The sequence below is a fragment of the Rheinheimera baltica genome (assembly GCF_030731985.1).
GTDB lineage: Bacteria > Pseudomonadota > Gammaproteobacteria > Enterobacterales > Alteromonadaceae > Alishewanella > Alishewanella baltica.
In genome coordinates, this window is sequence record NZ_JAPJDY010000003.1 from 348,655 (window position 1) to 371,186 (window position 22,532).

The following is a 22,532-nucleotide window of genomic DNA, read 5'->3' on the forward strand; positions in this document are numbered from 1 at the left end:
TATTAAGCCAAAGCGGTAAAGAGCAGGTATTGATAACCAACAAAGCTACATAACAATAGTGCACCTTCTGTGCGATTAATACGTTGTGTTTTACCCAAGCGAACTGACATTATTAGCATAATGACGGTTGCAGCGATCATTACCAGGCTGTCCCGGCTTGCCGCCATTGGATCCAGTTGATCCGGCCCAATTACTGCGCCAAGCCCTAATACGGCTAAAATATTAAAGATGTTTGAACCAATAATATTACCCAGTGCTAAATCATCTTCACCTTTTAGAATGCCGATAATACTTGCTGCAAGCTCCGGTAAGCTGGTGCCAATAGCAATTATAGTTAAACCGATAATCAGATCGCTCATGCCGGCATAGCGGGCGATGGTTACCGCACCATGGACCAGTAGTTGCGAACTTGCCAATAATAACACCAAGCCAATACCCACCCATAATAGTGCACGGATTAACGATACTGGCTCGGGGATGTCTTCATTAATCTCTGCGATTAATGGGTCATCTGCGCGGGCGTGTTTCCCCCAATAAACTAACAGACATAAAAAACTAACGAAGGCGCCAAGCAGTAATATGCCTTCAGCTCGGGTTAAGCTGTTATCACTGATAAAGTAACAACCAATTAACGAGCACAGCACCAATAACGGGTACTCTCTTTTAAGGGTCAATGACGATACTGCGATGGGCTTTAGCAGAGCTGCTGCGCCAATAACCAGTAAAATGTTAGTGATGTTTGAGCCAAGGGCATTGCCTACTGATGTATCGAGCCGGCCTTGCCACGCTGCGCTGGCTGACACTAACATTTCTGGTGCAGAGGACCCCATGGCGACGATAGTCAAACCAATAATCATTGGCGATATCCCCGCTGTGCGTGCAACAGAAGATGCACCGAACACAAAACGGTCTGCGCTCCAGATGAGTAAAACCAGTCCAACAAGGACGAAAATAATGGCTAACAGCAAGGGTGACAAAATTTATTCCCTGAAAAAAACAAACAACAGCAATTATTTTCCAGCTTATTGCGGCTAAATGCAAAAAAAGCTGTCGATTTTGTCAAAGGTTTCATTTTTCGCACATATTGTTACGATTTTTTGTAACGACTTTATGGCGTAAGCCGTTTACAATTAGTGCATGTGGGCTGGCGTAACATTGAAAACATACATAGATGTATGTATATTGCGTAGCAGTTTTAAAAAAGCCTTGAGATAGGCAAAGAGAGTTAACTTGTCAGAGATATTAATAGATATACAGCAACTGACATTCAGCCGCGGCGAACGGACTATTTATCGTGATATGAATATGCAGTTTGCCCGCGGTAAAGTAACTGCCATCATGGGCCCCAGTGGCATTGGTAAAACGACGCTATTAAGGCTGATAGGTGGGCAGCTAAAACCAGACAGCGGAAAGATTCTGTTTGATGGCGAAAATATACCGGAGTTAAGCCGTAGTGCGCTCTATCAGGCGCGCAAGCGAATGAGTATGTTGTTTCAAAGCGGGGCACTTTTTACCGAAATGTCTGTGTTCGACAATGTTGCTTTTCCTATACGAGAGCACAGCAGGCTGCCTGAATCACTTATTAGACTAATTGTGTTAATGAAACTTGAAGCCGTAGGTTTGCGCGGTGCACGTGATTTGATGCCCGCAGAATTGTCTGGTGGCATGGCCCGAAGAGCTGCACTGGCCAGAGCGATAGCACTTGACCCTGAGTTAATCATGTATGACGAGCCGTTTGCGGGGCAGGACCCTATTTCTATGGGAGTGATCGTGCGCCTGATTCGCTCGTTAAATAATGCATTAGGCCTGACATCTGTAGTGGTATCACATGATGTAACGGAAGTGATGAGCATTGCTGACTATGTCTACGTAGTTGCTGAGCAAACGGTGATCGGTCACGGTACACCAGAGCAACTGCGGCAAAGCTCGTCGCCGTTAGTGCAACAGTTTTTGCAAGGTGAGGCCGATGGTGCGGTTCCATTTCATTTTAAAGCGGCGCCATACGAGGAAGAGTTGATGGAGTTAGCTAAGTGATTGCAGATAAACTACAACAACTTGGTGCAGCGACGATTGGCAGTATTACCGGTTTTGGTCGTGCAGGCGTGATGCTATTTGGGGCGCTGTTGGGTAAACCTAGTTTTCGTAAGGGTTTTCCTCTATTAATTAAACAACTCTATGTTATTGGGGTGTTGTCGCTACTCATTATACTCGTCTCAGGCTTGTTTATCGGTATGGTATTAGCACTGCAGGGTTATACCGTGTTAGTGAAGTTTGGTGCGGAACAAATGCTTGGCCCTCTGGTGGCACTAAGTTTGTTGCGCGAGCTTGGGCCTGTGGTTGCAGCTTTATTGTTTGCCGGTAGAGCGGGTAGTGCCTTGACGGCGGAAATTGGCCTGATGAAAGCAACAGAGCAGTTATCCAGCATGGAGATGATGGCGGTTGACCCGCTCAGGCGCATAATTGCACCGCGCTTTTGGGCTGGCGTGATCAGTCTACCGTTGTTGGCCATAATTTTTACCGCGGTGGGTATTTTAGGTGGACATCTTGTGGGTGTTGATTGGCTTGGCGTTGACGGTGGTGGTTATTGGTCTGCAATGCAGGCAAATGTTGATTTATATGAAGATGTTTTGAACGGTATCATTAAAAGCGCCGTATTTGCGCTAATTGTGATCTGGATTGCTTTACACAAAGGTTATGACGCTGTGCCCACTTCTGAAGGGATCAGTGCAGCCACAACGCAAACTGTAGTGACAGCATCACTTGCTGTACTGGGTTTTGACTTTATTTTAACTGCAATAATGTTTGGTGGATAACATGACCACACGGAAAATCGAAATTTTAGTTGGTGGCTTTATCGTTTTGGCGCTAGGCGCATTCCTCATTTTAGCGCTGAAAGTAGCAAACAGTGGAATGGGGGCGAGTAGTGATACTTATAATCTTCGCGCCAAGTTTGAAAATATTGGTGGCTTGAAAGTGCGTTCTCCAGTAAAAGTTGGCGGCGTGGTTATTGGCCGGGTTGCATCTATTGAACTTGATACCACTTACTATACTCCGGTTGTCACAATTGCCATTAACAGTGATTACAGTAATTTCCCGGAAACGAGTTCACTGGCCATTCTGACGTCAGGCTTGTTGGGGGAACAATATTTGGGTTTACAACCAGGTTTTGTCGATGAGACAGTTGAAATTTTGGGAGACGGTGACTACATCGAAGACACGAAGTCTGCTCTGGTATTAGAAGAGCTGATTGGTCAGTTCTTATTTAATCGCGGGAATTAATCATGAAATTTTATAAGTATTTGTTGGCGACAGTGTTTGCTGCGTTAAGTTATATGCCCCAGGCTGGAGCTGATACACCAACATACAGCGACCCATACAAGATGATGGAGGTGCTGGCAGATAACACCTTTAGCCGCATTGCCAGGCAACAGCAAGATATCGCAGCCGACCCAGAAGTCTTGCGGGTTATCGTTAATGAAGAATTGGTGCCTTACATCGATAGTCGATACGCTGCTTTAAGGGTTATTGGTACTAGCGCCGATTTGAGAAAGACGCCGCGTGAGGACATCCTGGCGTTTGTTGATGCGTTTCAAAATTATATGGTGGCGACCTATGCTGGCGTTTTTACCCAGTACCGCGACCAGAAAGTGATTATTGAGCCTGCGTTAGGTGGCATTGAAGAACAAAAAATCATTGTTGTTAAAACCCGGGTTATTGACCCAGGTAAACCTGATATCAATATTGACTTTAAACTGCGCCGTGCAAAAGACTCTGAAAGTTGGCAGGTATTCGATATGGTTGCTGAAGGAATATCTTTATTAGACAGTAAAAGAGCCGAGCTGGGTAACCTTATTCGCCAGCAAGGACTAAACAGCGTCACGTTGTTATTACAGGAAAAAGCCAAGGCACCCATCACCAAGGCAGAAGCAAAGTGACACTGAAGATTCAACAACAAGGTGATGTTTTGCATTTTACCGGTGTATTAAATCGTGATACGTTAATGCAGTATTCACCCTTTACGTTGTTAAATAACGCGTCAACTGCGGTAACGTTCGACTTTGCTGCGTTGGAAAATATAGACACTGCAGGATTAGCCTGGCTATTACATCAGCTGTCTAAAGCGAAAGAAAAGGGTACATCAATAGTGTTGTCTAATGTGCCGAAGCAGTTGCTATCACTAGCAGATGTTACAGCCGTGCGTCCACTCTTACCTATTAGTGATTAAGGTTTTATATTGGATATCAAGCAAATAGAGCAATTGCTGTCTGAGCAATTGCAACTGACTGAAGTCAGGGTCAGCGCAGAAGGGTCACACTATGCCGTTACGGCAGTGGGCACCTGCTTTGCTGATGTCAGCCGTGTCAAGCAACAACAAATGGTATATGCGCCGCTTATGTCGGCAATTGCAGATGGCTCTATCCACGCCGTCAGCATTAAGACCTTTACGCCTGAACAATGGCGTAGAGAAAAACTCCTCAATCCTCCGATGTAGTAATTTATGCAGCAATTTTTAGTTACAGGTGGTCAGGCGTTACACGGAGATGTCATTATCTCTGGTGCTAAAAACGCTGCTTTACCCATTCTATTTGCCAGTTTGTTATCAGAAAAACCCACCACGATTAGCAACGTGCCTAAGCTTAAAGATATTGAAACAACAGTGAAGCTTCTGCAGTTGTTTGGTGCAAACGTTAACTTTACTGATAACGTAGTTCAGGTAGATGCTGGACCGGTGTCAAATCAGTTTGCGCCCTATGATCTTGTGAAAACAATGCGGGCGTCTATTTTAGCACTTGGGCCGTTATTGAGCCGTTTTGGCCAAGCTGAAGTATCTTTACCCGGTGGTTGTGCCATCGGCGCGCGTCCTGTCAATTTGCACATTGATGGCTTGCGCAAGATGGGAGCCGATATTGTGGTTGAAAATGGCTATATTAAAGCCAAAGCCAGCCGCCTTAAAGGTGCGCACATTATCATGGAGATGGTCAGTGTTACTGGCACTGAAAACCTGATGATGGCAGCCGTGTTAGCTGATGGAGTGACAACCATCGATAATGCTGCGCGCGAGCCGGAAGTGGTCGATTTGGCAATATACCTCAATACCATGGGTGCAAAAATTACTGGTGCAGGAACTGACAGTATTGTTATTGAAGGCGTAACGTCTTTGCATGGCGGTAATCATAAAGTTCTACCCGACAGAATAGAAACCGGTACCTTTTTGGTAGCTGCGGCTGTCAGCGGTGGCGATGTAACATGCCGGAACGCTGATCCAGCTGAACTCGAAGTGGTGCTGGAAAAACTGCGTGAGGCAGGTGTAGATATTACAACAGGTCCTGATTGGATCCGCGCAAATATGACTGGGCGCGTGCTAAAGTCGGTGAAGGTGAAAACGGTCCCGCATCCAGGGTTTCCGACAGATATGCAGGCACAGTTTACCGTGCTAAATGTGGTAGCTGAAGGTGTAGGTATGGTAACGGAAACGATTTTTGAAAATCGTTTTATGCATGTTCCAGAGCTGCAGCGGATGGGCGCGAAAATCAATTTGGAAGGTAATACTGCGGTGTGTCAGCACACTGACAAGCTTATGGCTGCTCAAGTTATGGCAACAGATTTACGCGCTTCAGCAAGTCTTGTGATTGCAGGTCTTGTTGCTGAGGGTACTACGATAGTGGATCGCATATACCATATTGACCGTGGTTATGAGCAAATAGAAGATAAACTAAAGCGTTTAGGCGCTAATATTGAACGAGTAAACGCGGCATAAGCCGCGTTTTTTTATCGCCTTAATTCTCGCGTTATTGCATTCACAGTCAGTTGTTGGCCATTGCGATTTATCGTTAACGCAAGATTGGTATTTGGTGCGGTTTCGGCAATCATGTTTAATGCTTGTGGTACGCTATTGAAGTGTTGACCATCAATTTCTAGCAGAATATCCCCTACTTGTAACCCTGCTTCAGCTGCAGGGCCATGGGTATTAATTCCAGTTATGCTAAGACCATAGAGTTGTTGTCCTGAGGAAATTAGTCTATCGCCTGCAGCATTTACTACAGCATCACCAGAAACGCCAAGATGGCTGCGGGTCACCCGGCCATGTTTAATCAGTTTGTTCATCACATTTAGCGCTAACTGGTAAGGAATGGCAAAAAATATACCTTGTATATCCTGATTCTCTAACTGAAACGCTGCTGCGTTAATGCCTACTAATGTACCATTGCTATTAACCAGGGCGCCGCCAGAATTGCCGCGGTTGATGGCGGCATCCATACGCATAAAATCGATATAACCGCGCGAACTTAAACCGGTATTACCGTTTGCACTAATAATACCCTGGGTAATGGTCTGGCCCAGATTCAACGGATTGCCAATAGCAAGTACTACATCACCTACTTGCGACTCTAGTTCGGGTTGCTGCGGTATTACCGGCAAATTCTCTGCCTGCACATACAGTACGGCTAAATCGGTTAATTCATCCTGACCAATTAAAACGGCTTCAAGTGTACGACCATCCTGCAACGCCACTTCTATATAGTCAGCGCCGTTAACGACGTGATAATTTGTAAGAATGTATCCTTGTGCGCTCATAATGACCCCTGAGCCCAGCTCCTGTCGCTCAATGGTGCGTGGCCGTAATGAGCGCGGATCGACCAAAGTACTACGTGTGTAAACATTTACTACCGCAGGGGCAGCTCGACGTACAGCTTTGGCATAGGTTACAGCGTGCTGTTCTTCTGCAGAATCAGCCCGGCCAAAAAGGAGTGAGGATAGTTGATTCATCGATGGAAAAAAAAGCATCAGAATAAAGGCTAATGCAAGCCCATAGACAATGCTTTTAAGCAGAAAGAACAAGAATTTGGTCACGGGTTATGAGGTTTCAACAATGTTTAGGTAACGCTAGCATAGCATTAATATCGTTTAAGCAGTAGCCGTTGGCTACTGCTTAAGCCTTAGCTATCAGCGAATTAACACATACAAATTAGTGTTGCCTCGTCGGATATTTAAAGCAGCGACTCCGCTGCGATTGTCTAGCATTTTGCGAAGCTCTGCCAAATTGGCTATCCGCTGTCGATTAACGCCTACTATCACATCGTTTGCTTGTAAGCCTATTTGCTCAGCTGCGGTATTGTTAGCAATGCTGTCAATTTTTACTCCGCCGCCTTCTGCGTTAGAAAGCTCTGCACCATCAAGCATAGGATGCATCTGGCTGGCAGCTACCTGACTGGTAGACACTTCCTTAAGTTTAACGGTAATTGTTCGCTCTTTACCTTCGCGCAGAATGCCAAACTTTGCTTCCCGGCCCGCGCCCAGGGTGCCTACTTTGGCACGTAACTCTAAGAAAGAATTGATTTTATTGCCATTCATGCTAATGATGACATCACCGGATTCCAAGCCCCCCTCGGCAGCAGCACTGTCAGGCATGACTTCATTAACAAAAGCACCTCTGCTCACTTTGAGATTCATTGCTTCTGTTAAATCCGACGTAACATCCTGTCCACGAATACCCAAACTACCGCGTCGAATCTCGCCATGCTCAATAATTTGGTCTACCAGGTTTTTCATCATGTTAGCCGGTATCGCAAAACCAATACCAATATTACCGCCGTTAGGCCCCAGAATCGCGGTATTGATACCAATAAGCTCACCTCTTAGGTTGACCAAAGCGCCACCAGAGTTGCCGCTATTAATGGCTGCATCCGTCTGTATAAAGTCTTCAAAGCCTTCAATACCTAAGCCACCGCGTCCTAGAGCACTAATAATGCCGGATGTAACGGTTTGTTCCAATCCAAACGGGTTGCCAATGGCAACAGCGAAATCGCCTACGCGGGTTTTGTCAGAGTCAGCCAAAGTAATTTGGACTAATTTCTTCGCCTCAATTTGCAGTAATGCGATATCAGTTTCTGGATCGGCTCCTAGTTTTTTCGCGCTAAATGTTCTGCCATCTTTCAGCCTGACTTCAATTTCATCAGCATCTTGAATTACATGGTTGTTGGTAACGATATAGCCTTTTTCTGCATCAATAATTACGCCTGAGCCAAGCCCCTTAAACGGGCGCTCCTCCTTGTATTCATTTGATCCACGTTGACCAAAGAAATGGCGAAAAGCTTCAGGTAAGCGTTGTCGAACTTCACGATTGCCGGCAACCGATATATGGACAATTGCCGGTGTAGTTTGCTCCAACATGGGAGCTAAAGTAGGTATTTCCTGTTCACCAGAAAAAAATGGGATTTTTGCTTCTGCCGGAGCGGGGTTTGTCAACAACAAACTGGCGGCTACAGCAGCACCAAGCAATGACAATTTTTTATTCATAGCGTCATAGTCTCCTCTTACAAGTTGCGACTAAGAGCGCTGAAAAATAGAAAAAGTTCAGCCAATAATTTTAGATTGTGTAACAAATTATTCTGTGGTTTTCGTATTCTGTTTAACTTTAATTAAGCCACTAGCTTCACCCGAGTAGTCCCGCGGTTGCTGTTCCGCCGCAGAATAGACACGACGTTTTTCATCAATTTGATGTAGAGATTGGCGAATGTGGGCTGCGGTATCGCCAGACAAATAATTGATTTCTTGGTTTACAGAATCTGTTGGCCGTTCAACCAGTTGCATTTTAGAGTCAGCAATATGCCGTGCAATACGTGCATAATTATCCTGCAGCTGTGTCATTAACTGGTTGGTAGTTTCCAAATGTGTAGACACATCTTGCCGATACTGTGCCAACTGGGCCTGACTTTCATCAAGTTCTGTTTGCAACTTATGCTTATCGAATTGCTTTAAGGTGATCAGCCGGGCGATAATGCCCCCAATAACTAAACCTGCTCCAAGCCATGCTGCGGCGTACATATATTCCATAACAACTCCTGCGGGGGGTAATATCTATAGATAGTGTAACCTAACTTCTTATCCAGAGTGGTAAGGCATGTTACTATTATTGCTGATATTAAGGGCTTAACTCTGTCGCTTTCAAGTAAGATACCCATGACGCCACTACAAAAATACCAGCAAGACTTAACGCGGGATGATTTTCAGCATGACGCTGCACAAGAGTTTGCGGTTTTGCAGCTGCAACGACTGTTTGACGATTATATCAAACAAAAGCCACAGCAACTGTCGTTATGGCAGCGTTTACGCGGCGAAAAGCTCAAGCCTCAGCCATTAATGGGATTGTATTTTTGGGGTGGTGTTGGCCGTGGCAAAACCTATCTGGTAGATACATTTTACGAGTGTCTGCCAGGGGAGCGCAAGTTACGTATTCATTTTCACCGGTTTATGCATCGGGTTCATGAAGAGCTTAAACTACTCAAAGGTGTCAGTTCACCACTGGAAAAAGTGGCTGACATATTTAAACAAGAAACTGACATCCTGTGTTTTGATGAGTTCTTTGTGTCAGATATTACTGATGCCATGATTCTGGGCACCTTGATGCAGGCACTCTTTGCCCGAGGTATGACATTAGTCGCAACGTCGAATATTGAGCCCGATGGTTTATACCGGAATGGTTTGCAGCGAGCGCGCTTTTTGCCTGCCATTGCTGCAATAAAGCAGTATTGTTCAATAGTGAACGTAGATAGTGGTATTGATTACCGATTACGGACACTAGAAAAGGCGGAGATTTATCATTTTCCGCTAGACGAACAAGCAGAAAAAAATTTACTCGAGTATTTTAATGCCTTGTCAGTTGAACCTCGTCAGCAAGATGCCCAAATTGATGTGCTAAATCGTAAGTTGCATGCACGTTTTGAAGCTGACGGTGTTGTATGGTTTGAGTTTACTCAGTTGTGTGAAACAGCCCGTAGTCAGTATGATTACATGGAGTTAAGCCGCTGCTACAATACGGTATTGCTATCAGGGGTTAAACTTATGGGACGTCAGAATGACGATGTTGCCCGGCGTTTTATCGCCCTGGTAGATGAATTTTATGAGCGCAATGTTACCTTGATCATCTCAGCCGAAGTTGCCTTAGAGCAGCTTTACTCAGATGGTATTCTGTCATTTGAATTTAAGCGCTGCATTAGTAGACTACAAGAGATGCAATCCCGTGAATACTTGGCTAAGCCGCATATCCCGTAATTTTTTGCAAATTACGTCGAAAATTTACAACAGAATGCTGATTTTTAAAGTTGGTTAATATATAATCCGCGCCCGGCCTACGTTACAGCCTAAATACTGCCGTTAGCCCGGTGGTTTTGTACTCGAAGGGGTACGCTAACGACACATGATGCATCAGCCCTGCACTGTGTCAGGTGTAACTAAGTTATTTTTTTGGATTGAAAGAATGAAAACTTTTACTGCTAAGCCAGAAAGCGTAACACGCGACTGGTTCGTTGTTGATGCGACAGGTAAGACGCTGGGACGTATCTCAACAGAAATTGCTGCCCGTTTACGTGGCAAGCACAAACCAGAGTACACTCCACACGTTGATACCGGTGATTACATCATCGTTATTAATGCTGAAAAAGTGGCTGTAACTGGTAACAAAGCACAGAACAAAATGTATTATTCTCACACTGGCTTCCCTGGCGGCATTAAGGAAATCAGCTTTGAGAAATTGATCGCGAAAAAACCTGAGATGGTTTTGGAACTTGCCATTAAAGGTATGTTACCAAAAGGTCCACTGGGCCGCGCTATGTTCCGTAAGTTGAAAGTTTACGCAGGCGCCGAGCATCAGCATGCTGCTCAGCAACCGCAAGTATTAGATATTTAATCGGAGCATAACATGGCACAGAATCAATATTACGGAACTGGTCGTCGTAAAAGCTCAACGGCCCGCGTTTTCTTAAAAGCAGGTTCAGGTAACATCGTTGTTAATCAGCGCGCGTTAACTGAGTACTTCGGTCGCGAGACTGCCTGTATGATCGTTAAGCAACCATTAGAATTGGTTGATATGGTTGAGAAATTCGACCTGTACATCACTGTTAAAGGTGGTGGTATCAGCGGTCAAGCGGGTGCTATCCGTCACGGTATTACCCGTGCACTGATGGAATTCGATGAGTCATTGCGTCCTGCACTGCGTAAAGCAGGCTTCGTTACTCGTGACGCTCGTCAAGTTGAACGTAAGAAAGTGGGTCTGCGTAAAGCACGTAAACGTCCACAGTACTCAAAACGTTAATCGTTTTATTACAGTACAGAAACCCGACACTCGTTGTCGGGTTTTTTTTTACTTCGACTCTAGCTACTTCATCGAGTCTAGTAGCGGTTGCGTTACGTAATTAAAGTGTATGAGATAACTTAATACCGATTCAGTTTGCCTTAATCCTTGTGTAAAGCAGGGCTTTTCATTATGATCGGCGATATTTTTCGATTTATAATAATTGCTGAAATTCAGCCGCTTAAATTATGTTTAAGCGTTAACGTGGAGATGAGTGGATGAGCAATGCGCCTGTAGATCAAGGTCGCCGCCGCTTCCTTACCATTGCAACCTCAGTTGTAGGGGGCGTGGGTGCTGTCGGAGCTGCTGTGCCTTTTGTCGCGTCCTGGATGCCAAGTGAAAAGGCAAAGCAGGCTGGGGCTTCGGTCAGTGCGGATATCAGTAAGCTTGAACCTGGTCAGTTAATCCGGGTTGAGTGGCGTGGCAAGCCGGTATGGATTGTTAAACGACCACAAGCAATGCTGGATGAACTGGCTACGCATGAAGATAAACTGCGTGACCCGGCGTCTGAAATTGAGCAGCAACCTGCGTATGCCCAGAATCGCCATCGTTCTAAAAAGCCTGAGATTTTTGTTGCTGTGGGTATTTGTACCCACCTTGGCTGTTCTCCAACCTATATCGCGGATGACTTTGCGGCTCAGGTTGAAGGCGTCACGTCGGGTTTCTTCTGCCCATGTCACGGTTCTAAGTTTGATATGGCTGGTCGGGTATTTCAAAGTGTACCTGCGCCGAAAAATTTACAGATCCCGCCGTACATGTTTACCGATGACAATACCATATTGATTGGTGATGATGAGGGGACCGTCTGATGTTTAAAAACCTGATGAGCTGGATTGAATACCGCTTACCCTTCATGGAGAAAATGAATCTCCACGTAATGCAGTATCCTGCACCAAAAAACTTTAACTTCTGGTACTTTTTTGGCTCATTGGCCATGTTAGTACTGGTTAACCAAATCCTAACGGGCATTTGGTTAACGATGAACTATGAGCCTTCAGCCGACGGAGCTTTCGCTTCTGTTGAATATATTATGCGTGACGTGGATTATGGCTGGTTGCTGCGTTATATGCACTCCACTGGCGCTTCAGCGTTCTTCGTTGTTGTTTATCTACACATGCTGCGTGGCATGATGTACGGCTCTTATCAAAAGCCTCGTGAGTTACTCTGGATTTTCGGTATGCTGATTTTCCTGGTGTTAATGGCTGAAGCCTTTATGGGCTACTTGTTACCTTGGGGGCAAATGTCGTTCTGGGGTGCTCAAGTTATTATTTCGATATTTGGTGTTATTCCCGGTATTGGTGATGATTTAACACTCTGGATCCGCGGCGACTATGTTATTTCAGGTGCTACATTAAACCGTTTCTTCGCGCTGCATGTTATCGCATTACCATTAGTGCTTGTCGTGCTGGTTTTCCTACACATTATGGCATTGCACGAAGTCGGCTCAAACAACCCTGATGGTATTGACGTAAAACGTGAAAATGATGGTTCGGTAGAGCAAACTGAAGCAGACAAGAAATTCACCTTCCACCAGTACTTTACTAAAGGTGGCAAGAAAATCATTGTTGATGCTATACCGTTTCACCCTTACTACACAGTGAAAGATTTAGTTGGGGTCGCGGGTTTCTTACTTATCTTTGCCTGGGTTATTTTCTTTTTACCAGAAGGCGGCGGATATTTCCTTGAACCACCTAACTTTGAAGCGGCTAACCCGTTAAAAACACCAGCCCATATTGCACCGGTATGGTACTTTACGCCGTTTTACGCCATTTTGCGTGCCGTTCCGGATCAACTGTTTGGCGCGATATTCATGTTCCTGGCTATTTTAGCCTTAGCGCTATTGCCATGGATTGACCGCGGTTCAGTTCGTTCTGTGCGTTATCGTAGTGCGTTGCATACCGCAAACCTGATTAATTTCTGTGTAAGCTTTGTTGCGCTAGGCGTGTTAGGTGTTCTGCCTGCTACAGGTCTTTATACCTTATTGGCACAAATCTTCTCGTTTACATATTTTGGCTTCTTTATTCTGTTGTGGTTCTACAGCAAGAATGAAAAAACTAAACCATTACCAGTAAGGTTAACCTGATGATGAAGAACTTATTTTCAGTAATTGCATTAGTAGCGTCGTCTTGGGTGATGGCTGCTGGTCCTGCTGTCCATCTGGATAAGGCACCGATTGATCTGAAAGACAAAGCCTCTTTGCAAAATGGTGCGCGTATCTTTCAGAACTACTGTTTAGGTTGTCACCAAATGCAGTATCAACGCTATGTACGTACCTTTAGAGACTTAGATATTCCAGAAGATGTTGGTATGGAAAATCTGATGTTTACAGGGGAAAAGGTGGGTGACCATATTAAAAATAATATGGCAACCAAAGATGCCGAAAAATGGTTTGGTGCTGCGCCACCAGACCTGACTAACGTTGCTCGAGTTCGTGGCCCTGATTGGTTATATACCTATATGCGTAGTTTTTATGCTGATCCGTCACGTCCGTTTGGCGTTAACAATGAAGTATTCCCAATGGTTGGTATGCCGCATGTATTGCAAGAACTTCAAGGTACACCTCGGAAGACTTACGAAACGCGCTTAGTTGATGGCGAGTCTAAACAGGTTTATGTTGGTATTAAAGCTGATGGTACCGGTGAACTTAGTGCAGAAGAATATGATCGTACTGTAGCAGATCTGGTAAACTACCTTGAATATGTTGGCGAGCCTACCAAATTAGAATCCCGTGAGTTGGGTGTGAAAGTTATGGTATTCCTGCTTATTTTCTTTGTACTGGCTTATCTGTTGAAGAAAGAATATTGGAAAGATGTACATTAACTAGTTATTTCAACTAGATATGTTTACAGGGGCCTTAGCGCCCCTTTGCCGTTTTTTATTTTACCGGAGGAAGACATGGCGATCACTGCCAATAAACGCCCTGTGATGACACTGTTCTCATCAGCGGATGATATGTTCAGCCATCAGGTACGCATAGTACTGGCTGAAAAAGGCGTAACTGTCGATATTCTTCAGGTCGCACAAGATAATTTGCCGGAGGACCTGTACGAAGTTAACCCGTATGGTAGCCTGCCAACTTTGCTTGATCGTGAACTGGCGTTGTATCAAGCTAATATTATTATGGAATATTTAGACGAACGTTTTCCGCATCCACCGCTGATGCCGGTGTACCCAGTTGCTCGTGGTCAAGCCAGATTAATGATGTATCGCATCGAGAAAGACTGGTATCGTTTGGCTGCATTAGTACTGAACGGTGACGAACAAGCGGCGAGTGCGCGACAAGAACTTAAAGAAGGTTTGTTGTCCATCGCGCCATTGTTTAATGAAGCCCCGTTCTTTATGAGCGAAGAGTTTGGCTTAGTGGATTGTTACATGGCGGCATTATTATGGCGCTTGCCGTTATTAGGTATCGAGTTAATAGGCCCTGGTAGCAAAGAACTTAAGAACTATATGACACGCATTTTCGAACGCGATGCGTTTCAAGCCTCTCTAAGTGATGTAGAACGTGAAATTCGCAGAGGAATGAAGTTGTAATGAAGATGACTGCAAACCGCCCGTATCTGCTTCGGGCGTTTTATGAATGGATTGTTGATAATAGTTGCACCCCTTACCTTGTTGTTGATGCGACTGCTAATGGGGTAAAGGTGCCAACGCAATTTATTCAAAACGGTCAAATTGTACTTAATGTGTTACCTTCCGCGGTTGGAAATTTGCAGTTAGGCAATGATGCTATTACGTTTAATGCACGTTTTGGCGGTCAGCCTTTTGCGTTGTTTATTCCTGTATCTGCTGTGCTGGCGATTTATGCCCGCGAGAATGGCGCAGGCACGGTATTTACGCTGGAAGAGGAAGAGGATGAGGCAGAGTTTTTTAACTCTGAGCTTGCGGAGGATTCAGATTTACCTGAACCACCAAAACCGAAAAAAGCCTCTCACCTTAAAGTCGTTAAGTAAACAAAGTCGTTAATTAATCAATTACCGCCACTGCTATTAATTTTTAGCAGTGGCAACCTGCCAAAATGCCTGAATTAGCGGCTCATGTTGCCGTTTTGCCAGCATGCACACCCCCAAGTCAAATGCTTCAAATCGGTAATGTAATTCAAGCGTACGCACCCGATCCTTTACCGGGCTGTTTATGACCACTGCATCAGCAACCAGCGCAATGCCAGTACCCAGAGCGACCATTGATACCATCGCTTCGTGGCCATCCACTTTTGCCACAACCTGCGGTGAAATGTTCATGTCTTGCAACCAACGATCAAAGCGGCCCCGCGCTGGACCGTGCTCCGGCATGATCATGGGTATTTTATGCCAGGAAATAGGATGTTCTTGTAGTAAGTCATTTACTTTACATGGAATGTTGGGGGCTATCAGCATGACTGGGAGGCTAGCTATACTCCTAAAAGCCAAGTTTGTAGGCAAATGTGCCGGATGAGCAGCCAGCGCAATATCGGCATCACCGAGTCTTACTTTCTCAATTGCAGAAGCTGCGTCACCAGTGGTGAGCTTGATTTCAGCCTTTGGACACATCAAACGAAACTTATCTAATATAGCTGGTAAATGGCTGTAGCTTGCAGTTACGGTACAGTACAACCTAATTTCGCCGGTTAGCTCCGCACTCGCTAACTGCAAATCAACCTGAAGTTGATGCCACTCATCAAGCCAATGGCGCACAAAACGCTGAAAACGTTGGCCTGCGGCCGTTAATTTAACAGAGCGTTTATCGCGAAAAAACAGTTCAGCACCTAACTCTTGTTCCAACCGTTGAATTACGCGGGTCAGAGTAGGGGCACTGACATACATTTGTTCACTGGTTTTGCTGAAGTTTAAACTACTGGCTAAATGTTGAAAAAGTTGGGCACTACGAATATCCATAGGTTGCCTTTATGGTTTCATATATTGAAATACAGACTTCTAAATATATCACTTCACGCAATTAAAACCAGCAGCTAATATGACGTTATTAAAGCAGACACCGCGTACTGCTTATGCTCACCAAACGGTTTGAGCAACGAAACTAATTTTAGAGATGTAGTATGGCCAATTACTTTAATACATTAAATTTACGTCAGCAGCTGAGTCAGTTAGCTCAGTGCCGTTTTATGGATAAGTCTGAATTCGCCAACGGTTGTGAATTATTAAAAGACTGGAATATTGTTATTGTCGGTTGTGGGGCTCAAGGTTTAAACCAGGGCCTTAACATGCGCGACTCCGGCCTTAATATCAGCTATGCCCTGCGCGCTGAAGCCATTGCAGAAAAACGCGCTTCATTTGAAAAGGCTAACAGTAATGGCTTTACCGTTGGCACCTACGAGGCGTTAATTCCGACAGCAGATCTGGTATTAAATCTGACACCGGATAAACAACACAGCAGTGTAGTGGATGCTGTTATGCCATTAATGAAGCAAGGCGCAACTTTGGCTTATTCTCATGGTTTTAATATTGTTGAGGAAGGTAAGCAAATTCGTCCTGATATTACGGTAGTGATGGTGGCGCCTAAGTGCCCAGGCACGGAGGTTCGCGAAGAATACAAAAGAGGATTTGGGGTACCAACATTAATTGCAGTACACCCGGAAAATGATCCCAAAGGACAAGGCTTAGATATCGCCAAAGCGTATGCAGCGGCAACGGGGGGAGACAGGGCCGGTGTGTTGCAATCATCATTTGTAGCAGAAGTGAAGTCGGACCTGATGGGGGAGCAAACTATCCTATGTGGTATGTTGCAAACTGGTGCTATTTTAGCATTCGATAAAATGGTCGCAGATGGCCTGGAGTCGGGTTATGCCGCCAAGCTAATTCAGTACGGCTGGGAAACCGTTACTGAAGCGCTTAAACATGGCGGTATTACCAATATGATGGATCGTTTAAGTAATCCTGCAAAGATCAAAGCCTTTGAGCTTGCAGAGCAGTTGAAAACGACGTTGCGGCCATTATTTGAAAAGCATATGGACGACATTATAAGTGGTGAATTTTCCAGTACCATGATGGCGGACTGGGCTAATGACGACAAAAACTTACTGACATGGCGTGAGCAAACTCGCAGTAGCGGTTTTGAACAGGCTCCGGTATCAGATGAAAAAATTACAGAGCAAGATTATTTTGACCGTGGTTTATTGTTAGTTGCTATGGTGAAGGCGGGTGTCGAGTTGGCATTTGAAACCATGGTTGATGCCGGAATTGTTGCTGAATCGGCCTATTATGAGTCATTACATGAAACGCCACTCATTGCTAATACGATAGCACGCAAACGCTTATATGAAATGAATGTGGTGATTTCAGATACGGCAGAATACGGTTGCTACTTGTTCTCTCATGCAGCAGTACCATTGTTAAAAGATTTGGTTAATGGTTTAAGCAGTGAGTGCCTTGGCAAGGGTATCAATGGTAGCAACGGTGTTGATAACCTCAAGCTGATTGCGGTTAACGAAGCTATACGTCAACACCCTGTCGAGACAGTAGGAAAGAAATTACGTGGTTATATGACAGCGATGAAACGTATTGTGGAATCAAATCAGTAACTTGAAAGAATTATGTGGTTAAAGGTAATGTAGAGCGCCAAAAGTGCATATGTTAGCTGACCAATAACGATGTTATACGTGGACCTTGGTTGTTTTGCCCTGCTATGCAGGGCTTTTTTTTCGCGCTAAGCTATGATTTTACAAACTGGAGGCCTAGACGTGAAAACGATTGCATTAGTCGCTCACGATGGTAAAAAGCAAGCTTTGCTAAATTGGGTTGGCCAACACAAAGCGTTCTTTATTAATAAAAATTTAGTTGCCACTGGTACGACAGGCAAAATGGTCGCTGAGGTGCTACAGCAAGAAGTGGTGTGCTTAGCAAGTGGACCGCTAGGAGGCGATCAACAAATTGGCGCTATGATTGCTGAACAAAAAATAGATTGGTTAGTGTTTTTTTGGGATCCATTATCATCACAGCCGCATGACCCGGATGTAAAAGCGCTAATTCGACTTGCTGTGGTATGGAATATACCGGTTGCGTGTAATCAGGCTACGGCGGACTTCATCGTTCATTCCAACTTATACCAGCAAAATTATCAGCGCGAAGTTCCTGACTTTTCTGTTTATCAAAATAGGTTAGAACAAAAATAACCACTTGAAATGGAGATTTTGGGATTGTTGTAAGCGCGAGTAAATTGCTGATTTGTGGAGCAGAAGGTGGGCCGCACACTGCGCGGCCACCTAAGGTCCTGTTTCGTCATCCTGTCGATACTGTCCTTAGCACGTCATCCCTGGCTCCATCCTGGAGTGTTCCAAAAGCGTCCTGCCTGTCCAACTATCCATATGCATTATCATCCGTATAATGCGCTCTCATCCTGAGAGATTCCTAAACCTTCCATGCAAGTTTCAGCGCCTGTGAAGAATCTGAAAAAAGCTTACTCATCCTGAGCGTGTCCAGTTTACATCCTTGTGCTATCCTAGCAAAACGCTGCATCCTGCAGTAACACCCTTAGCATCCTGCTGTGGGGGTCTATCCTTTGACGAGTTAATTATGAACTCTTCGGTGTTAGTGCGGGAGCCATTTTTTTGAATAAGTTCACTGTAATATTATTGTAAAGATGACTATATTCAAAATATAGTTATTAAAATCAGTTAGATACTTATTTTTGGCGTTGCAGAGGTAACGGTAAAATAGCGTTTAAGCGCACTCGAATGTGAGAGATATCTCACAATATCGGCGGCATACTGGATGTCGTTTGTTAAAAAACGAGTAGCCTACAGTTAAAAGGGAATTAATATGGCCAGAGAGCAGCTGGGGATATGTGCAGAAGCAAATTTGCATGCAAGTTATTTGCTGCTAAATGCCCTTGACGGGCAGGAGAAGTTGCTACGTTACAAGCTGCCGCTTATTTCGCAATTGCTCGACCGATTATCCGAACATTTTTCAGAAGCCATGCTAACGGGGATTGTTGCTATAGGCTCTAATTTCTGGAGCTCATTATATCCAAACGCCAGGCCCGCAATGCTAGATGCTTTTCCATATTTAGCCGTTGATGAATTTAATTTATCACCCGTACCAATAGATTTACTCATCGTTGTACGCGCAGATAGGCTGGACGTCATCACTATAGCTTGTCAGCAAATTTTGCAACTGTTCCAAGGACTAGTTGAAGTACAGGAGCAATTGCAGGGCTTTCGCTACCTTGATGGTCGTAATTTTACAGGCTTCATTGATACGCCTTTCAATCCAGCTAACAGAATAAAGCGACAAGTCGCCTTAGTCGATGTGGCACAGCAGCCCATATTTTCGGGTGGGAGTTATGTATATTTTCAACATTTAAGTTTTGATCAGGCAGCTTGGCATCGGTTGAGCCAAGCTGAACAAGAAGAAATTATGGGTTATGACAAAGTGTCAGGTAAAGCTTTAGCTAATATACAGCAGTTGCCTTGTAGTCATCTTGCTACAATACAAAATTTAAACGCTGCAGCGACAGTATTGATACAAAGTATGCCGTTTTATCAGTTGCAGCGCCAAGGTGTCATTCAGCTTAATTTTGCCGCTACTTCAGAAGCATTAAAATTGAGATTGCATCAACGTTTGGGGCTGTCTGAAAATGCAAAGGGGCCTGACTTACTTCTGAATTATCACCGTGTTGAATTAAGCGCTGCCTTTTTTGCACCGTCTATCAGCTTTCTTGAGCAATCAGCTAAAGACTAAACACATTGGATGACTAAACTTTTTCAAATAGCTCTGTCACTTTCTTCAGCGTGAAATCAATATTTTTGATGCTGATGGGCGCGATAAAAATGGTATCGTCTCCAGCAATGGTACCAAGCACACCTTCTGCTTTCCCAACAGAGTCGAGTAAGCGAGCAATTAACTGCGCCGCGCCAGGGCTAGTGCGGATAATAATCATCACATCGTTGTGTTCAATATCAAGCACTAATTGACGTAGAGGGCTTTTAGTCGTCGGAATACCAAGTTCCGGTGGCAAGGTATAAACCATTTCTTGTCGAGCATTACGGGTACGAACCGCACCATACTTGCTTAACATGCGAGAGACTTTCGACTGACTAATATTATCAAAGCTCTCATTTTTAAGCGCATCGACTATTTCGCCTTGCGAGCCAAAGTTTTCTGTTTTCAATAGGGCTTTAAACGCTTGGATTAATGCTTCTTGTTTCGCTTGTTTGGTCATGCTACGCCTATACCTGTTTATTTAATGCTTCTATTTTAGCAAAGTTCACTGTTCGCTACACTTTGTGAAGTAAACTACACTAAAATTCGCTAAAATGCTTAGACTTTAGGCTTAACCTATTTGTATTTTCTGCGCGGTTTCAGTATTGTTGGCGCGTTTTTCATTCAACCGTTATCGAAGGAAATAATCATGAAAGTTGCCGTTTTAGGTGCCGCCGGTGGTATTGGTCAGGCATTATCGTTATTGCTGAAATTAGACTTACCTGCGGGCACAGATTTAGCGTTATACGATCTGGCGCCTGTCACGCCGGGTGTTGCGGTTGATTTAAGTCATATCCCTACTGCTGTCAAAGTAACCGGCTATGGTAAAGAAGATTTGCATACTGCGCTGGCAGGGGCTGATGTAGTAATGATCCCAGCTGGTATGCCACGTAAGCCGGGTATGGATCGTTCAGATTTATTTAATATCAATGCTGGCGTTGTAAAAACATTAGCAGAAGCCATAGTACAGCAGTGTCCTAAAGCCTTGGTGGGTATTATTACTAACCCGGTAAATACCACAGTAGCCATTGCGGCCGATGTATTCAAAAAAGCCGGTACTTATGATGCACGCCGTTTATTCGGTGTGACCACGCTTGATGTGATCCGCGCTGAAACTTTTGTTGGTGAATTAAAAGGCAAAAACCCAACAGAAGTTGCAGTACCTGTAATTGGCGGTCACAGTGGTACGACAATCCTACCTTTACTTTCTCAAATCGCTGGCGTTAGCTTTAGTGATGAAGAAGTAGCATCGCTGACTCACCGTATTCAAAATGCAGGAACTGAAGTAGTAGAAGCGAAGGCGGGTGGCGGATCTGCAACCTTATCAATGGGACAGGCAGCTGCACGTTTTTGTATATCGTTAATCCGAGGTTTACAGGGCGAAGCAGTTACTGAATATGCTTATGTAGAAGGTGACGGTGAGCATGCACGTTTCTTTGCTCAACCTATTACTTTGGGCAAAAATGGTGTCGAAGCGTTACTGCCCATTGGTACGTTAAGTGCGTTTGAGCAAAAAGCGATGGCTGATATGCTCGACACTTTAAAAGCCGATATCACGTTAGGTGAAGAGTTTGTAAAGAATAACTAAGTTATGCTTTAAATTAAAAAAGGCGCCTAGGCGCCTTTTTTAATTTTGGTAATATACAACAGAGGTTTTAATGATTGCGCGATACCGCGATGTCAGCAAGTGCGAGGAGCGCTTGCTTATATTGTGACTCGGGCAATTCAGATATCGCATTACGTGCTTTTTCAGCTTCGGCTTCTGCCAGTTTACGCGTGTAGCTAAAGGCGTTAGTTTCATGTAATGCGGCCATAATAGCATCAAGATGCTGCATGCCGTTACCTTCTACTATAGCTTCATTAATAAGGGCTTTTTGCGCTGCCGTGCCATGCTTTAAAGCATGTATCAGCGGCAAGGTAGGTTTGCCTTCTGCTAAATCATCGCCGATATTCTTGCCAAGTTCTGCTGCATCAGCTTGATAATCTAATACGTCATCGATTAACTGAAACGCAGTGCCCAGATGCATACCGTATAATTTCATGCTATTCACGATAGCTTCAGGTTGTTGGGTAATAATAGCGGCAAGTTGGGTGGCGGCTTCAAATAGCTTAGCGGTTTTGCAGTAAATAACCTGCATGTAGCTTTGCTCTGTTGTGTCTGGATCATTGACATTCATCAACTGCAGTACTTCACCTTCGGCAATAACATTGGTGGCATCAGCCAAAACGTGCATGATTTGCATATTGTTCAGCGATACCATCATCTGAAAAGAACGGCTATATAGAAAGTCACCTACCAATACACTGGCCTGATTACCAAACACGGCATTGGCTGTTTGCTTACCTCGACGTAAGGTAGACTCATCCACTACGTCGTCATGGAGCAGAGTTGAGGTGTGGATAAACTCAATAATAGCGGCAACGCTAATGTGAGCATTGCCTTCATATCCCAGTGCTCTGGCTGCCAGCACCGCCAGGAGTGGCCGCAAGCGTTTGCCTCCACTGTTAACGATATAGATACCCAACTGATTGATTAGCGCTACGTCAGAGTTCAACTGTGAGAATATATGTTTATTTACCGCAGCCATATCGGCAGAAGATAGCTGCTGAATTTGTTCGAGCGTCATGAAAAACAACTGCTTAAACCTTAGAATGCCGCTAATTCTACACCATCGGTGGGGCACTCCCAAAGTAAAACCGGATCC

The 22,532-nt window shown here is 44.6% G+C and carries 26 protein-coding genes; 19 read left to right on the forward strand and 7 right to left on the reverse strand.

The window, feature by feature from the left end; genetic code table 11:
• Positions 1-2 precede the first annotated feature (2 nt).
• On the reverse strand, positions 3-977 hold the full coding sequence (locus ORJ00_RS06980; protein WP_205623165.1) for a calcium/sodium antiporter: 975 nt from the start codon (positions 975-977) through the stop codon (positions 3-5).
• A 253-nt stretch (positions 978-1,230) separates the two neighbouring features.
• On the opposite strand from ORJ00_RS06980, the gene mlaF reads away from it, so the two are divergent.
• Genes mlaF through murA form a run of 7 tightly spaced genes read left to right on the forward strand, consistent with a single transcriptional unit; the run spans position 1,231 to position 5,758 of the window.
• Positions 1,231-2,034 (forward strand): phospholipid ABC transporter ATP-binding protein MlaF, encoded by an 804-nt coding sequence (mlaF, locus tag ORJ00_RS06985; RefSeq protein ID WP_027669947.1) that lies wholly within the window; start codon positions 1,231-1,233, stop codon positions 2,032-2,034.
• The gene (gene mlaE, locus ORJ00_RS06990) at positions 2,031-2,813 is read left to right on the forward strand and encodes a lipid asymmetry maintenance ABC transporter permease subunit MlaE (protein WP_305976094.1); all 783 of its coding nucleotides are present in this window, start codon (positions 2,031-2,033) and stop codon (positions 2,811-2,813) included. Before mlaF ends, mlaE begins: the two co-directional genes overlap by 4 nt.
• 1 nt (position 2,814) lies before the next feature.
• Complete coding sequence (gene mlaD, locus ORJ00_RS06995) at positions 2,815-3,279, forward strand: outer membrane lipid asymmetry maintenance protein MlaD (RefSeq protein WP_027669945.1); 465 nt, start codon at positions 2,815-2,817, stop codon at positions 3,277-3,279.
• Between the two features lie 2 nt (positions 3,280-3,281).
• Entirely contained in the window at positions 3,282-3,935 is a 654-nt protein-coding gene (locus ORJ00_RS07000) for an MlaC/ttg2D family ABC transporter substrate-binding protein (RefSeq protein ID WP_051219719.1), read from the forward strand.
• Positions 3,932-4,225, forward strand: coding sequence for an STAS domain-containing protein (locus ORJ00_RS07005; protein WP_305976096.1), 294 nt, complete (start codon positions 3,932-3,934; stop codon positions 4,223-4,225). Before ORJ00_RS07000 ends, ORJ00_RS07005 begins: the two co-directional genes overlap by 4 nt.
• 9 nt (positions 4,226-4,234) lie before the next feature.
• On the forward strand, positions 4,235-4,492 hold the full coding sequence (locus ORJ00_RS07010; RefSeq protein ID WP_027669942.1) for a BolA family protein: 258 nt from the start codon (positions 4,235-4,237) through the stop codon (positions 4,490-4,492).
• A gap of 6 nt (positions 4,493-4,498) precedes the next feature.
• Positions 4,499-5,758, forward strand: coding sequence for a UDP-N-acetylglucosamine 1-carboxyvinyltransferase (gene murA / locus ORJ00_RS07015; protein ID WP_305976098.1), 1,260 nt, complete (start codon positions 4,499-4,501; stop codon positions 5,756-5,758).
• Positions 5,759-5,769: 11 nt separating this feature from the next.
• On the opposite strand, the gene ORJ00_RS07020 is transcribed toward murA, so the two are convergent.
• From ORJ00_RS07020 to ORJ00_RS07030, 3 genes are all read right to left on the reverse strand, one after another.
• On the reverse strand, positions 5,770-6,768 hold the full coding sequence (locus ORJ00_RS07020) for a trypsin-like peptidase domain-containing protein (protein ID WP_306139387.1): 999 nt from the start codon (positions 6,766-6,768) through the stop codon (positions 5,770-5,772).
• Between the two features lie 177 nt (positions 6,769-6,945).
• Positions 6,946-8,298 carry a Do family serine endopeptidase gene (locus ORJ00_RS07025; RefSeq protein WP_306139388.1) on the reverse strand — a complete coding sequence of 451 codons (1,353 nt, stop codon included), beginning with the start codon at positions 8,296-8,298 and terminating at the stop codon, positions 6,946-6,948.
• Positions 8,299-8,385: 87 nt separating this feature from the next.
• The gene (locus ORJ00_RS07030) at positions 8,386-8,835 is read right to left on the reverse strand and encodes a Z-ring associated ZapG family protein (protein WP_027669938.1); all 450 of its coding nucleotides are present in this window, start codon (positions 8,833-8,835) and stop codon (positions 8,386-8,388) included.
• A 126-nt stretch (positions 8,836-8,961) separates the two neighbouring features.
• On the opposite strand from ORJ00_RS07030, the gene zapE reads away from it, so the two are divergent.
• The 8 genes from zapE (at position 8,962) to ORJ00_RS07070 (ending at position 15,084) form a co-directional block, all read left to right on the forward strand.
• A complete protein-coding gene (gene zapE, locus ORJ00_RS07035; RefSeq protein ID WP_306139389.1) occupies positions 8,962-10,053 on the forward strand; it encodes a cell division protein ZapE in 1,092 nt (363 codons plus the stop codon).
• 205 nt (positions 10,054-10,258) lie between these two features.
• Complete coding sequence (gene rplM, locus ORJ00_RS07040; protein WP_027669936.1) at positions 10,259-10,687, forward strand: 50S ribosomal protein L13; 429 nt, start codon at positions 10,259-10,261, stop codon at positions 10,685-10,687.
• A gap of 12 nt (positions 10,688-10,699) precedes the next feature.
• Complete coding sequence (rpsI, locus tag ORJ00_RS07045) at positions 10,700-11,092, forward strand: 30S ribosomal protein S9 (protein WP_027669935.1); 393 nt, start codon at positions 10,700-10,702, stop codon at positions 11,090-11,092.
• A 257-nt stretch (positions 11,093-11,349) separates the two neighbouring features.
• On the forward strand, positions 11,350-11,940 hold the full coding sequence (gene petA, locus ORJ00_RS07050; protein WP_027669934.1) for a ubiquinol-cytochrome c reductase iron-sulfur subunit: 591 nt from the start codon (positions 11,350-11,352) through the stop codon (positions 11,938-11,940).
• Entirely contained in the window at positions 11,940-13,214 is a 1,275-nt protein-coding gene (locus ORJ00_RS07055; RefSeq protein WP_027669933.1) for a cytochrome b, read from the forward strand. Before petA ends, ORJ00_RS07055 begins: the two co-directional genes overlap by 1 nt.
• Positions 13,214-13,951 carry a cytochrome c1 gene (locus ORJ00_RS07060; protein ID WP_037053553.1) on the forward strand — a complete coding sequence of 246 codons (738 nt, stop codon included), beginning with the start codon at positions 13,214-13,216 and terminating at the stop codon, positions 13,949-13,951. The genes ORJ00_RS07055 and ORJ00_RS07060 overlap by 1 nt, the downstream gene beginning before the upstream one ends.
• A 75-nt stretch (positions 13,952-14,026) precedes the next feature.
• The gene (gene sspA / locus ORJ00_RS07065) at positions 14,027-14,665 is read left to right on the forward strand and encodes a stringent starvation protein SspA (RefSeq protein WP_027669931.1); all 639 of its coding nucleotides are present in this window, start codon (positions 14,027-14,029) and stop codon (positions 14,663-14,665) included.
• Between the two features lie 5 nt (positions 14,666-14,670).
• The gene (locus tag ORJ00_RS07070; RefSeq protein WP_027669930.1) at positions 14,671-15,084 is read left to right on the forward strand and encodes a ClpXP protease specificity-enhancing factor; all 414 of its coding nucleotides are present in this window, start codon (positions 14,671-14,673) and stop codon (positions 15,082-15,084) included.
• Between the two features lie 36 nt (positions 15,085-15,120).
• On the opposite strand, the gene ilvY is transcribed toward ORJ00_RS07070, so the two are convergent.
• Positions 15,121-16,005 (reverse strand): HTH-type transcriptional activator IlvY, encoded by an 885-nt coding sequence (gene ilvY, locus ORJ00_RS07075; protein ID WP_306139390.1) that lies wholly within the window; start codon positions 16,003-16,005, stop codon positions 15,121-15,123.
• A gap of 161 nt (positions 16,006-16,166) precedes the next feature.
• Here ilvY and ilvC point away from each other — a divergent pair, with 161 nt between their 5' ends.
• The 3 genes from ilvC (at position 16,167) to ORJ00_RS07090 (ending at position 19,806) form a co-directional block, all read left to right on the forward strand.
• On the forward strand, positions 16,167-17,648 hold the full coding sequence (gene ilvC, locus ORJ00_RS07080; protein WP_306126221.1) for a ketol-acid reductoisomerase: 1,482 nt from the start codon (positions 16,167-16,169) through the stop codon (positions 17,646-17,648).
• A gap of 159 nt (positions 17,649-17,807) precedes the next feature.
• On the forward strand, positions 17,808-18,239 hold the full coding sequence (locus ORJ00_RS07085; RefSeq protein ID WP_027669927.1) for a methylglyoxal synthase: 432 nt from the start codon (positions 17,808-17,810) through the stop codon (positions 18,237-18,239).
• 646 nt (positions 18,240-18,885) lie between these two features.
• Complete coding sequence (locus tag ORJ00_RS07090; RefSeq protein ID WP_306139391.1) at positions 18,886-19,806, forward strand: Dyp-type peroxidase; 921 nt, start codon at positions 18,886-18,888, stop codon at positions 19,804-19,806.
• A gap of 13 nt (positions 19,807-19,819) precedes the next feature.
• Here the strand turns inward: ORJ00_RS07090 and argR are convergent, their stop codons facing one another.
• Entirely contained in the window at positions 19,820-20,287 is a 468-nt protein-coding gene (gene argR, locus ORJ00_RS07095) for a transcriptional regulator ArgR (RefSeq protein WP_027669925.1), read from the reverse strand.
• Positions 20,288-20,476: 189 nt separating this feature from the next.
• Between argR and mdh the strand changes: the two genes are divergently transcribed.
• Entirely contained in the window at positions 20,477-21,415 is a 939-nt protein-coding gene (gene mdh / locus ORJ00_RS07100; protein ID WP_027669924.1) for a malate dehydrogenase, read from the forward strand.
• A 67-nt stretch (positions 21,416-21,482) separates the two neighbouring features.
• Here mdh and ispB read toward each other — a convergent pair whose 3' ends face one another.
• Entirely contained in the window at positions 21,483-22,454 is a 972-nt protein-coding gene (gene ispB / locus ORJ00_RS07105; protein ID WP_305976112.1) for an octaprenyl diphosphate synthase, read from the reverse strand.
• Positions 22,455-22,532 lie beyond the last annotated feature (78 nt).